13 protein-coding genes and 1 tRNA gene are annotated in these 12,198 nt (G+C 64.7%); 5 read left to right on the forward strand and 9 right to left on the reverse strand.

Features of this window, described 5'->3' with window-relative positions:
• Positions 1–313: 313 nt before the first annotated feature.
• Positions 314–1,300 carry a LysM domain-containing protein gene (locus SBP01_RS14730; RefSeq protein WP_320536269.1) on the forward strand — a complete coding sequence of 329 codons (987 nt, stop codon included), beginning with the start codon at positions 314–316 and terminating at the stop codon, positions 1,298–1,300.
• An 84-nt stretch (positions 1,301–1,384) separates the two neighbouring features.
• On the opposite strand, the gene SBP01_RS14735 is transcribed toward SBP01_RS14730, so the two are convergent.
• From SBP01_RS14735 to SBP01_RS14745, 3 genes are all read right to left on the reverse strand, one after another.
• Positions 1,385–1,816, reverse strand: a complete 432-nt coding sequence (locus tag SBP01_RS14735; protein WP_275212156.1) for a CBS domain-containing protein — start codon at positions 1,814–1,816, stop codon at positions 1,385–1,387.
• Between the two features lie 265 nt (positions 1,817–2,081).
• A tRNA-Tyr gene (locus tag SBP01_RS14740) sits at positions 2,082–2,163 on the reverse strand.
• Positions 2,164–2,345: 182 nt separating this feature from the next.
• A complete protein-coding gene (locus SBP01_RS14745) occupies positions 2,346–2,600 on the reverse strand; it encodes a hypothetical protein (protein WP_320536270.1) in 255 nt (84 codons plus the stop codon).
• Between the two features lie 201 nt (positions 2,601–2,801).
• On the opposite strand from SBP01_RS14745, the gene SBP01_RS14750 reads away from it, so the two are divergent.
• Entirely contained in the window at positions 2,802–3,293 is a 492-nt protein-coding gene (locus SBP01_RS14750; RefSeq protein ID WP_275212153.1) for a YajQ family cyclic di-GMP-binding protein, read from the forward strand.
• A 35-nt stretch (positions 3,294–3,328) separates the two neighbouring features.
• Here SBP01_RS14750 and htpX read toward each other — a convergent pair whose 3' ends face one another.
• Together htpX and SBP01_RS14760 are read right to left on the reverse strand one after the other, a co-directional pair.
• A complete protein-coding gene (gene htpX, locus SBP01_RS14755; RefSeq protein WP_320536271.1) occupies positions 3,329–4,198 on the reverse strand; it encodes a zinc metalloprotease HtpX in 870 nt (289 codons plus the stop codon).
• Positions 4,199–4,278: 80 nt separating this feature from the next.
• Positions 4,279–5,550 (reverse strand): MFS transporter, encoded by a 1,272-nt coding sequence (locus SBP01_RS14760; RefSeq protein WP_320536272.1) that lies wholly within the window; start codon positions 5,548–5,550, stop codon positions 4,279–4,281.
• Between the two features lie 173 nt (positions 5,551–5,723).
• Between SBP01_RS14760 and SBP01_RS14765 the strand changes: the two genes are divergently transcribed.
• Entirely contained in the window at positions 5,724–6,206 is a 483-nt protein-coding gene (locus tag SBP01_RS14765; RefSeq protein WP_275212150.1) for a Fur family transcriptional regulator, read from the forward strand.
• Between the two features lie 7 nt (positions 6,207–6,213).
• On the forward strand, positions 6,214–7,698 hold the full coding sequence (locus tag SBP01_RS14770; RefSeq protein ID WP_275212149.1) for a catalase: 1,485 nt from the start codon (positions 6,214–6,216) through the stop codon (positions 7,696–7,698).
• 75 nt (positions 7,699–7,773) lie between these two features.
• Here the strand turns inward: SBP01_RS14770 and SBP01_RS14775 are convergent, their stop codons facing one another.
• From SBP01_RS14775 to SBP01_RS14790, 4 genes are all read right to left on the reverse strand, one after another.
• Positions 7,774–8,682 (reverse strand): ABC transporter ATP-binding protein, encoded by a 909-nt coding sequence (locus SBP01_RS14775; RefSeq protein ID WP_320536273.1) that lies wholly within the window; start codon positions 8,680–8,682, stop codon positions 7,774–7,776.
• Complete coding sequence (locus SBP01_RS14780; protein ID WP_320536274.1) at positions 8,672–9,445, reverse strand: ABC transporter permease; 774 nt, start codon at positions 9,443–9,445, stop codon at positions 8,672–8,674. Before SBP01_RS14780 ends, SBP01_RS14775 begins: the two co-directional genes overlap by 11 nt.
• Positions 9,442–10,212 (reverse strand): ABC transporter permease, encoded by a 771-nt coding sequence (locus SBP01_RS14785; protein ID WP_320538361.1) that lies wholly within the window; start codon positions 10,210–10,212, stop codon positions 9,442–9,444. Before SBP01_RS14785 ends, SBP01_RS14780 begins: the two co-directional genes overlap by 4 nt.
• A gap of 68 nt (positions 10,213–10,280) precedes the next feature.
• Positions 10,281–11,267 (reverse strand): ABC transporter substrate-binding protein, encoded by a 987-nt coding sequence (locus SBP01_RS14790; protein ID WP_320536275.1) that lies wholly within the window; start codon positions 11,265–11,267, stop codon positions 10,281–10,283.
• Between the two features lie 264 nt (positions 11,268–11,531).
• Here SBP01_RS14790 and SBP01_RS14795 point away from each other — a divergent pair, with 264 nt between their 5' ends.
• Entirely contained in the window at positions 11,532–12,167 is a 636-nt protein-coding gene (locus SBP01_RS14795) for a DUF2461 domain-containing protein (RefSeq protein WP_320536276.1), read from the forward strand.
• Positions 12,168–12,198: the final 31 nt, after the last annotated feature.

A 12,198-nucleotide genomic window follows, 5' to 3' on the forward strand; every position in this document is an offset into this window, starting at 1 on the left:
TAGGAAGCGCCGGCCCGGCCAAGTAGGCGGCGGAAAAAATAGGGTAGCCCCTACTCGTGCCCGGACGAAGTCGCCTTCCTAGACTCGGAGTTCCTAGGGCCGAACAAAGTTGCCGGCGCATCCTCCAACGCTGGGGTGGGTGATGCCGCTTCATTGCGGAGCTCCCGTTTTCCTGAAAGCGGGCGCCCCCATCGTGCGGTGTGGGGTTCCGGCCGTGGCCGGGACCCCACAGCGCATCACACGTTGCTCCGTCCCGCATCCGGTGGTGGCATTGCCGCGCAACCCGGCCGGGCCGACCCTTGATGGGCCACCTATGAACCAGCCGACCGCTAACGACAACACACACAGCCGAAACTTCGAAACAGACGCCCCCAGGGTCGATCTCGTGACGGGCCCAAAACGGGTCAACAAAAAACTGTGGGGAGGCATGGCGGGCGCCGCCGTCGTTGCCACACTCAGCATCGCTGCTCTGATAGGACCAGCGGCAACCGCGCCCGGGGCACCTTCGGCCGCAGGAGCAATCACGACGGCGGACGCACCGGATGGGCAGGGCACCGCACCTGTGGCGGCGGCACCCGCGGAAACGCCCTCCGCGGTCCCGGCCATCCCCGCTGCGGCTGACCCCGTTTCCATTCCAGCGGAAGCCGCCGCCCCGGCGGAAGCGCCGGCCCCGGCGGCTGCGGCACCACCACCGGCCACCGACACCAACGTCTATACCGTGGTCCCGGGAGACACCGTAGGCGGGATCGCGGCCCGTCACGGCGTGGACATGAACGCCATGCTCGCGGCCAACGGACTCGGTGCTTACAGCTTGATCGTCCCGGGGCAGACCCTGAAACTGACCGGTCCCGCCGTCGTGGTTTCAGCACCCGCCCCCGCACCCGCCCAGGCCGCCGCCCCGGCGCAAGCTGCACCGGCACCGGCCCCGGCTGCGGTTCCCGCGGCCGGGGCCCTGGTTCCTGCCGCACCGGCGGTCCGGACCATCTATGTGGCAGGTGCCGGTGGACAGTCCATGGTTGACGCCTGCATCGGGCCCATCCATTACACGCCAAATGACGGGTATTCACTCTTCATCACGGAGCACGATTTCTGCGGCGGCTGGGCGCGTTTCTCCGGAATCGGCGTCGGTGAAACGGTCAGCATTCCCGGCTACGGCACCTTCAAGGTGACAGCCAGGGGCCAGGTGCCCAACCCGGGCACCACAAACGACGTCATCCGGGTGTTCGGCGGCTTCCCGCGGGCCATCCTGCAGACATGCATCCCCGGCACCAACCAGATGCTGCTGATCGCCCTGAACTGAGCAGAAACTTGTTCGCGGTTCCGAACCTGCAAGGCAGGGAGCCGCGAACAAGGCTATAGGGAATTGATTAATGCGGCGTGTCTGCTAGGCCGACATGTGATGGCGTTCGGAGATGTGCTCCACCAGGGCGCCCACCCGGTCTTCGGTGTAGTTGCGGGCGATGTCGCCCTGGCTGATGATGCCAACCAGTTTGTGGTCGGCAATCACCGGGAGCCGCCGGACCTGGTGGGTCTCCATCATCTCGATGGCAGCGTCAACGCTCGCATCAGCGTCCACCCAGTAGGGCTTGCCCGAGGCGAGTTCGCGGGCCATCATCTCGCGGGGGCTGCGGCCGGCGGCGACACATTTCAGCACGATGTCGCGGTCTGTGATCATGCCCTGCAGCTTGCCGTCATCGCCGCAGATCGGCAATGATCCGCAATCCAGGTCCAACATCATCCGTGCCGCATCTTCGAGCGTCTGCCCTTCCTTGATGCACCGGGCATCCGTGGTCATGAATTCACGTACAGCACTCATTGGTCCTCCTTCATCGATTGTGTATCGACGCAGGGCACCGGGGCACATGCGCCGATGCTGCCAGACTACGCCCGGCCCGGAGGACCTGTCGACGGTGTTTTCAGCCGGCCTGGCCCACGGGTTTTCCCCTGCTGACGGTCCATTCCCCCGGTAACGCCGAGGGGAATAGACCGTCCCGCGGGGAAAAGCGGACGGGCCGGACCCACCGGTTTCCAGGCACAAAAAAGCCTCCGGAACCTGGTGGTTCCGGAGGCTTTTCCTTGGGTGGCAGATGAGGGATTCGAACCCCCGTAGGCGTTGCCAGCTGATTTACAGTCAGCCCCCTTTGGCCGCTCGGGTAATCTGCCGAACTTCAAAAGAAGATCACCCCCGGCTGCAGTCTGCAGAACGTCCGTTTCCGGGCCGTTCCGCTTCCAGTAACCGCGGGCAAGACAACTTTACAGAACTTCTGCCGAAGAATCGAATCGAGCCGGTTCACCATCGCAGCCGGCCCTGAAACCCGCGCGGTTCCGCGGGAAAACCGGGTCACTCAGGCTTCGCCGAGAATGCGTCCTGCCAGCTTTGCCTCGAACTTCACTGCCTGCTCTTCCGTAATCTGGTTCAGCTGGACTGCCCGCCGCAGGTCCTCGCTGACGCCGTTCATCCGGGCGGAGGCATCCGGAACGGGGCTGAACATAATGGAACCAGCCAGGGCGGCCGCCGCGACGGAGGTTGCGGCGGTGGCAACCGCTCCGGCGGCGAGGGCGGTTGACCGGGTGACGTAACGGACGGCGTTGTTGTTCATTGCTTCCCTTTCGTGCTTCTTCCAACTCGTTCAACTCTCCCCCGCATGGCTTCGTTCCCGCCGGGCGTCCGCTATGAGGGAACTGTGAATCCGTCCGCGCCGGTCCGCAGTAGCGTCACAGCCGATCCGTATTAGGCTGGAATGCAGAGAATAACGCCCTCCGGAGCCATTGCGGGGGCACCCATCAGCACAAGGAGAGTCATGGCAGGCGAGTCAACGTTCGACGTCGTAAGCAAAGTGGACAAGCAGGAAGTGGCCAACGCCCTGCACCAGGCGCAGAAGGAACTCGTCCAGCGCTACGACTTCAAGGGTGTGGGCGCCGAGGTTGATTTCAGCGGCGAGAAGATCCTGATGAAGGCCAATTCCGAGGAACGGGTCATGGCTGTGCTGGACGTGCTGCAGTCCAAGCTGATCCGCCGCGGCATCTCACTGAAGTCCCTGGACACCGGTGAACCCTACGCGTCCGGCAAGGAGTTCCGGCTGGAAGCCACCATCAAGGAAGGCATCGAGCAGGACCTGGCCAAGAAAATCAACAAGCTGATCCGGGATGAGGGGCCCAAGGGCGTCAAGTCCCAGATCCAGGGCGATGAACTCCGCGTTTCTTCCAAGTCCCGTGACGACCTGCAGTCCGTGATGGCGCTGCTGAAGGACTTTGACGAGGCAGACCTGCAGTTCGTCAACTTCCGCAGCTAGCGCACGACGGCGGCGCCTGGCTTAAGTGGTCAGCGTCAGCTAAGCGGCCGGCCAGCCATCCGCTCCAGCCGGTTGATGCGGTCGCTCATGGGCGGGTGGGTCGCGAACAGCTTGGTCATGGCGCCGCCGCGGAAGGGGTTGGCGATCATCAGGTGAGACGTATTGACCAGCCGCTGATCCTGCGGCAATGGCGCAATCCGCACACCCTGTTCGATCTTGCGCAGGGCTGAGGCGAGCGCCAGCGGATCGCCGGTGAGCTGCGAACCGTCCTCGTCGGCGTCGTACTCCCTGGTCCGGGAGATGGCCAGCTGGATCAGGGAGGCTGCGAAGGGCGCCAGGAGCGCCATGGCGATCATGGCCAGCGGGTTGGCGTTCCGTCGGTCACCGCCGCCGAAGAACAGCAGCATCTGGCCCACCGAGGTGATCACGCCGGCCACCGCGGCTGCCACCGAGGACGTGAGGATGTCCCGGTTATAGACGTGCATCAGCTCATGCCCCAGTACCCCGCGCAGTTCCCGGGCGTCCAGCAGCTGCAGGATCCCTTCGGTGCAGCAGACGGCCGCGTTCCGGGGGTTCCGGCCTGTGGCGAAGGCGTTCGGGTTCATGGTGGGTGAGAGGTAGATGCGCGGCATCGGCTGGTTGGCCCGGGCTGAAAGTTCGCGCACAATCTGGTACAGCTGCGGCGCCTGGGCTTCGGTCACGGGGTAGGCCTGCATGGAGCGGATGGCGATCTTGTCGCTGTTCCAGTAGCCGTAAGCTGTGGTGCCCACCCCCACCAGGGCCATGATCCAGATGGGTGCCGCGCTGCGGGTGTTCAGCCCGATCAGGCCGCCCAGCCCCAGAAGCACGGCCCAGAGCACTCCGAAGAGCGCCGCAGTCTTCAGTCCGTTGTAATGCCTGTGCATGTCCCCGCTCCTCGATCTCGCCCCAACACGGCCGCCCCGACACAACGCCGGTGCACAGGCCGCACGGGTAAGGCAGGGCCCTACGGCACCGGACTATGGGCATCGTACTTCCGGAAACCCGGCTGAAGCTGAGAGACCAGCCAGGCCACCAGCACGCACAACGCCCCGCCCAGAAGCAGGACCCAGCCCTCACTTAAAATCTTAGTCCCGCCGCCCGCCAGCAGGTCGCCCACGCGGGGCCCGCCGGCCACCACCACAATGAAGACGCCCTGGAGGCGTCCGCGCAGATGATCCGGCGCGGCGGCCTGCAGGATGGTGTTGCGGAAGACGGCACTGATGGAGTCGGCGATCCCGGCCAGGGCACAGCACACCGCCGCAGGGACCAGCCACAGGGTCGCGCCGCCGTCGGACGTCCGCCCTGCCAGGAGCACCACCGCGCCGAAGCCGGCAATGGAGGCGCCCCAGCCCATCACGGACCACACCACCGCGCTCCCCTGCCACCGCACCCGGCCCAGGGGTCCGGAAAAGAGCCCGGCGAGGAAGGCGCCCACGGCGGTGGAGGCCAGCAGGATGCCCATGGTGGACTCGCCGCCGCCGATCATCAGGGCGCCGATGGCCGGCATCAGCGCCCGGGGCTGGGCCAGGATCATGGCCACGAGGTCGATGATGAAGGTCATCCGCAGGTTTGGCCGCGTGCCCAGGAAGCGGAAGCCTTCAATCACGGACCGGATCCCGGCCCGGCCCGCGGTTCCCGAGGGTGGAATGGACGGCAGCCGGAAGACCGCCCACAGGACAAAGACGAAGCACATCAGGTCGATGGTGTAGGTCCACGCGAAGCCCACCCACGCCACCAGCACGCCGGCCAGCAGAGGGCCCACGGTCATGGCCAGCCCGAAGGTGATCATGTTGAGCGCGTTGGCTGCGGGCAGCAGTTCCCTGCGGAGGAGCGTGGGGATGATGGCGCTGCGCGCAGGCTGATTAATGGCCTGGGCGCCGCTCTGGAGGGCCACCAGGAGGTAGAGGATCCAGACGTTTCCCAGGTGCAGCCAGGACTGGAGCGCAATCAGGCCGGTGGTCAGCCAAAGGACTGAGCTGGCCAGCAGCACCACCGTGCGGCGGTTGTGGGCATCGGCGATGGAACCGCCCAGCAGGCCGCCGAACACCAGCGGCACCAGCGCGAAAACACTGAGGAGGCCAACGTAGAAGCTGTCCTGGGTCAGCCGGTAGACCTCGAGGCTGACGGCCACGAGGGTGAGCTGACTGCCCACGGCGGCCACGGCAGAGCCAAGCCAGAGACGGCGGAACGCCGGGCTCTCCCGCAGCGGCGTGACGTCTGCCAGTAATTTCCCCACCCCGCAACCCTAATGGGACCGGCCGCGCACCGTGCGGGCCGGGCGGCTGGAAGTCCATGCCCTGGGCCGCTCGGCCGGCGAGTCCGTGAACCCGCTCCAGGAGTTCCTTAACTTTGCCCGATGTTAACCCGCACTTATTATGACGAGATCATAATAAGTGGCATACTGAAGGCATGACGGAACACTTTGAGGGCCACGAAGCATGGGCTGCCGCCCTGCGGTCCCACGGCCGCCGGGTGACCAGGCAGCGGCTGGCCGTGCTTGCCGCCGTCGAACACCACCCGCATTCACCGGCGGAGAGCATCCTCGCTGCCGCCCGGGCCGAGCTCCCGGAACTCACTGCGCAGTCCGTTTACGTGGTCCTGGGCGACCTCACAGACCTGCACATGCTGCGCCGGTTCGAGCCGCCCCACTCCCCCGCCCTGTACGAGACCCGCGTAGGCGACAACCACCACCACGCCATCTGCATCAGCTGCGGCCGCGTGGAAGACGTGGAATGCGCCGTCGGGCACGCACCCTGCCTGACGCCGCACTGGGATGAGAATGCCAAGCCCATGACCATCCAGATTGCCGATGTGATGTACCAGGGCATCTGCCAGGACTGCCAGCAGTCCCAACAACTTCCTTCTGAACGTAACCAAGTAATAGAGAAATAGGAGAACAATGACTGCCATTTCAACCACCCAGTCAGGTGCCCCCGTCACGTCCGACGCGCACTCCCAGTCAGTTGGTGCCGACGGTGCCATCATCCTGACTGACCACTACCTGATCGAAAAGCTCGCCCAGTTCAACCGCGAGCGCGTGCCGGAGCGCGTTGTGCACGCCAAGGGCGGCGGTGCTTTCGGTACCTTCAAGACCACCTCGGACGTTTCCAAGTACACCAAGGCTGCGTTCCTGCAGCCGGGTGTTGAGACGGACATGCTGATCCGCTTCTCCTCAGTGGCCGGCGAGAGCGGCTCCCCCGACACCTGGCGCGATCCCCGCGGCTTCGCCGTCAAGTTCTACACCACCGAGGGCAACTACGACCTCGTGGGCAACAACACCCCTGTCTTCTTCATCCGCGACGGCATCAAGTTCCCGGACTTCATCCACTCCCAGAAGCGCCTCCCGGGCACCCACCTGCGTGACGCCGACATGCAGTGGGACTTCTGGACCCTGTCCCCCGAGTCCGCGCACCAGGTCACCTGGCTCATGGGCGACCGCGGCCTGCCGGCTTCCTGGCGTGAAATGCAGGGCTACGGCTCGCACACCTACCAGTGGATCAACGCCGAAGGCGAGCGCTTCTGGGTCAAGTACCACTTCAAGTCCAACCAGGGCGTCAAGGCCATGACCGGCGATCAGGCCGAGGAACTGGCCGGCTCGGACGCGGACTTCTATATCCGCGACCTGCAGGAAAACATCGCCGCCGGCAACTTCCCGTCCTGGGAACTGCACGTCCAGGTCATGCCCTACGAGGATGCCAAGACGTACCGCTTCAACCCGTTCGACCTCACCAAGGTGTGGCCGCACTCTGACTACCCGCTGATCCACGTGGGCACCATGGAGCTGAACAAGAACCCGGAGAACTACTTCGCGCAGATCGAGCAGGCCACCTTCGCGCCCTCGAACTTCGTGCCGGGCATCGCAGCCTCGCCGGACAAGATGCTGCAGGCTCGCATCTTCTCCTACGCAGACGCACACCGTTACCGCGTGGGCACCAACCACGCCCAGCTCCCCGTGAACCTGCCCAAGAGCCAGGTCAACAACTACAGCCAGGACGGCCAGGGACGCTTCAGCTTCAACGCCCCCTCTGTTCCGGTGTACGCGCCGAACTCCGTAGGCGGCCCCGCCGCTGTTGAGCCGGCTTCCCCGGCAGGTGGCTGGGAGAACGACGGCGAGCTGACGCTTTCCGCACACTCGCTCCGTGCCGAAGACGGCGACTTCGGTCAGGCCGGCACGCTGTACCGCGAAGTGTTCGACGACGGCGCCAAGGCCCGCCTGCTGGACACCATCACCGGCGCCGTGGGCGGCGTGAAGACCGCCGACATCAAGGAACGCGCCATCCAGTACTGGACGAACGTTGACGCCGACCTCGGCGCGAAGCTGCGCGCCAACCTGGGTGCCGGCGCCGTTGACTCCGACGCTGAGGCTGCCAACAAGATCGGCTAGTTCGGTCTTTCCGCAGAACCGAAGCACCCCGCCACGGATTGTCCGTGGCGGGGTGTTTTTGTTGTGCGCAGGGGGCTACGCCACGTCGGTCCGGCTGGCGGAGGCCTGGGTCGGGGCCGCCGAAACCTCGCCCGCTGCCGCCGGGCGGTGGCCTTTCTTGGCCAGCTGGATCTGCTCGTAGACGTGGTGGCGGAGCTCGGTGAAGCGCGGCAGGGACCGGGTCTCCAACTGGTCGCGGTCCACCGGAAGGTCGATGAGGATATCCTCCTGGACCACCGTGGGCGAGGAAGACAGGATGATGACGCGCTCGCCAAGGTAGACGGATTCGTCGATATCGTGGGTCACGAACAGGATCGTGATTCCGAGCTTCTTCCACACCATGCGGATCAGGTCCTCCAAATCCGCGCGGGTCTGTGCGTCCACGGCGGCGAAGGGCTCGTCCATCAGCAGCACCTCCGGCTGATACGCGATGGCCCGGGCGATGGCCACGCGCTGCTGCATGCCGCCGGAAAGCTGCCACGGGTAGGAGCGCGGAACGTGGGCCAGGCCCACCGCCTCAAGGGCCTCGTCCACCAGCTTGTCCCGTTCGGCCTTGGGCACACCCTGGTTCTTCAGCGGCAGTTCCACGTTTTCACGGACGCGCATCCATGGGAAAAGGGAGCGGCCGTACTCCTGGAAGACGACGGCCATCTTCTTCGGCGGACCCGAGACGCGTTTGCCGTCCAAAAGCACCTCGCCCTCGGTGGGCGCCATCAGCCCGGAAATGCACTTCAGGAGGGTGGTCTTGCCGGAGCCGGAAGGACCCACGAGGCAGGCCAGTTCGCCGGCGCGCAGGTCAAAGGTCAGGTTGCGCACCGCCTCAATGTCGCCGCCGTCGGTCTGGTACACCTTCTTCAGGCCGCGCACGGAGAGCATCGCGTCCGGCAGAGTCTTCCCGGCTGGCTGTGTATTCCCGGCTGGTGCCGGGGTTGCCTCAGGCTGCATTTTCTACCTCTTTCTGGCCGTGGTACCAGCGCAGGATGTTCCGCTCGGCCCACTGGAAGATGAACGACATGGCTACACCCAGCAGACCAAGCACCACAATGCCGGACCACATTTCCGGAATGGCAAAGGACCGCTGGAACTGGACGATGGTGAAGCCAAGCCCCGAGGACGAGGCGAACATTTCGGAGATGACCATCAGGATCAGCCCCAGGGACAGGGACTGGCGCACGCCGGCCATGATCTGCGGGCTGGCTGAAGGCAGCACCAGGTACCGGACGCGGGCCCAGCCGTCGATCCCGTAGGTGTGGGCCGAATCCGAGAGGACCCCGTCCACGGCCCGGACACCTTCGATGGTGTTCAACAGGACAGGCCACACACAGCCGGAAATGATCACCGCCACCTTCATGGAGTCCGTTATGCCCATCAGCAGGATCAGAACCGGAACCAGGACAGGTGGCGGGATCGCGCGGAAGAACTCCAGGGTGGGTTCCAGCAGCGCCCGGAGCCATCTGACGGAACCGATCAGGACGCCGCCGACGACGCCGATGATGATCGCCGCCACAACCCCCACCAGGAGCCGCCCAACGCTGGGCAGCACGTCGCTAAAGAAGCGGGGGCCGAACCAGACCTCGCCGAACTTGGCGACCAGGGTTGCAGGAGTGGGGACGAAGAAGTTCACCGTGCCGAGGGTGGAGGCCCACCAGAGCAGGACCAGCAGGACCGGCAGCGCCAGGACGTAGCCGAGGGTTTTCAGACTTTTCACACGATCACCTCGGAGCGGACGGAGGAGTGCCAGGACAGGGTTTTCTTCTCGATGAACCGCATCACCGCGTTGATCAGCACGCCAATCAGGCCGGTGGCCAGTACCAAGGCGTACATGCCCGAGATGGCGCCGCCGGACTGGGCGAGCGCGATTTCCCGGCCGAGACCGGGAGAGCCGATCACCAGTTCTGCGGTGATGGCCAGGACGAGTGCCACCGTGGCGGCCAGACGGACGCCTGTCATCAGGTAGGGCAGGGCTGTGGGGAAAACGACGTAGCGGATCCTCGCCATCCGGCCCAGCCCATAGGTCTTTGCGGTGTTGTTGGCCACCATGTCGATGTCTGCCACGCCGTAAAGGACCTGGATCAGGACCTGCCAGAAGGCGGCATAGGTAATCAGCATCAGGGATGATTCGATCTTCACGCCGAAGAGCAGCACCGCCAGCGGAATCAGGGCCACCGATGGGATGGGCCGCAGGAATTCCACGGTGGAGTTCGTGGCTTTCCGGAGGAAGTCGCTGGAGCCGATGACGAAGCCCAGCAGCACGGCCAGGGTGACGGCGATGACCAGGCCCAGGAACCAGGCCATCATGGTCTCACCAACCGAGATCCAGAAGGCTGTCAGGCCGAAGTCGCGCACCAGGGCGAGGATAACTTCGCTGGCGGGCGGGAGGAAGCGTTCATTGATGATGCCCAGCCGCGGAATGAGCTCCCACGTGCCAAGGAATCCGATGATCCCCGCCAGGCCAAGCAGCTGTTTTACCGGCACCTTGCGGCCCGGCCGGCGGTCCCGTCCCGCAGTGGAGACGGGACCGCCGGAAGTGACAGCGTCTGCACTCACGGGAGAAGGTCGCCTGCGTTCGGAGCCTTGCTCAGCGTGCCGTACTTGGCGGCGGCGTCGCCGAGGGTCTTGAAGGCGTCCTTGTTGAACTCCACGCGATAGCGCGGCAGGATCATCTTGGCGCGGGTGGCTTCATCGATCTTGGTGTATGTTCCCACGATGTCCCGAACTTCCTGGGGATGGCCCTGGGCGTACTCAAGTGACTTGTTCATCGCACGGGTGAACTTTCCCGTGAGGTCGGCCTTGCCCTTGACGGTGTCAGCCTTCGTGAAGTAGCCGGCGATATCCAGTTCCGGGCTCATCTCGACAAAATTCGAGGAGACGATGGTGCCCCCCTCGGCCACCGCCTTGGAGAGGAACGGTTCCAGGATCCAGGCTGCGTCCACCTGCTTGTTGGTCAAGGCGGCCGGGGCGTCAGGGAAGGCCACCTCAACAAACTTCACGCTGTTCGGGTCACCGCCGCCCTTTTCGATAACCGATTTGATGGTGGTATCGCCGATGTTGGAGAGGTTATTCACCGAAACGGTTTTGCCGGCCAGGTCCTTGGCGGCCGTGATGGGGGACCCGGCGGGAACCACCACACCACCAATGTCCTTGCCCTTTTCACCGGTAGTGGACGCCCCGTTGGCCACGAACTTCAGGTCAAGGCCCTTGTCCTTGGCCACCATGACGGAGATCAGGTTCGAAAACGCAAAGTCGAAGCTCCCGCTGACCACGCCGGGGACGATTGCCGCTCCACCGGAGGCCGTCTGGATATCCAGCTGGATGCCCTCGTCCTTAAAGAACCCCTGTTTGTTGCCGAGGAAGATCGGTGCGCAGTCCACAATGGGGATGACTCCGACGCTGACCTTGGTCAAATTCGCATTCCCGGCTCCGGCGGAGGATGCTCCACCGCCTGTGGAACTCGGTGAGCCCGACCCGCAGGCGGACAGGCCCAGGACGGATGCTGCGGCGAGTACAGCGATGACGCTACGACGTTTCATGTTCACTCCTTTGTGAGGGGCATTGGGTGCTCAAACGCCCCAAACCAACTCTGTTCGCAGTCCGAACAGACGTTCAAGGAAAGTCTCTGCTACCGGACGTTGAAGGGTCAACCAGATCAGCCCATTGTTACCCTCATGATACGTAAGCGACCGTATGGTGGACAGGGTCCCTGACCTTCGCAGGTTTATGAAGGAAATCGAGGCTTTCCACATAGCCTGTGCAACCTATGGCTGGCGGCCGGTCCCCCTGCCTAGGATCACTGCATGAGCACATTTGAAGGCATTCCCGCCGGGGCATTCGAGTTCTACGCCGAGCTTGAGGACAACAACAATCGGGAGTGGTGGCTGGAGCATAAGGACAGCTATACGAGCCTGGTCCGGGAACCCCTCACGGCGCTGCTGGCTGAACTGGAACCACGGTTCGGTCCGGCGAAGATCTTCCGGCCGAACCGGGATGTCAGGTTCTCCCAGGACAAGTCGCCCTACAAAACCGCCCAGGGCGCCTTTGCCTCGGCCCAGGAAGGTGTGGGTTATTACCTTCAGGTCAGCGCTGACGGGCTGCTGGTGGGAGGCGGCTATCATTCCCACACCCCGGCCCAGCTGGCAAGGTTCCGGAATTCGGTGGACGCCTCGGGCACCGGTGAATCGCTGCGGCACATCGTGGACGGCATCGCCGCGGCCGGTTTTGCCGTGGGAGGCGAGAAGCTGAAGACCGTGCCGCGCGGTTATGACCGGGCGCATCCCCGGGCAGAACTGCTTAAGCACAAATCGCTTTCGGCCGGCACCGACCTCGGCCAGCCGGAGTGGGTCTCGTCGCCGGCGGCTGCTCAGGAGATCGCCAGGCTCTGGGAACAGCTCCGGCCCCTCGTTGACTGGGTGGGCAGGCACGCTGCGCCGTGACCCGGGCAAGCGCACCGGTCGGCCAGAGGCC

The sequence above is a fragment of the Pseudarthrobacter sp. IC2-21 genome, from assembly GCF_034048115.1.
Lineage (GTDB): Bacteria > Actinomycetota > Actinomycetes > Actinomycetales > Micrococcaceae > Arthrobacter > Arthrobacter naphthalenicus.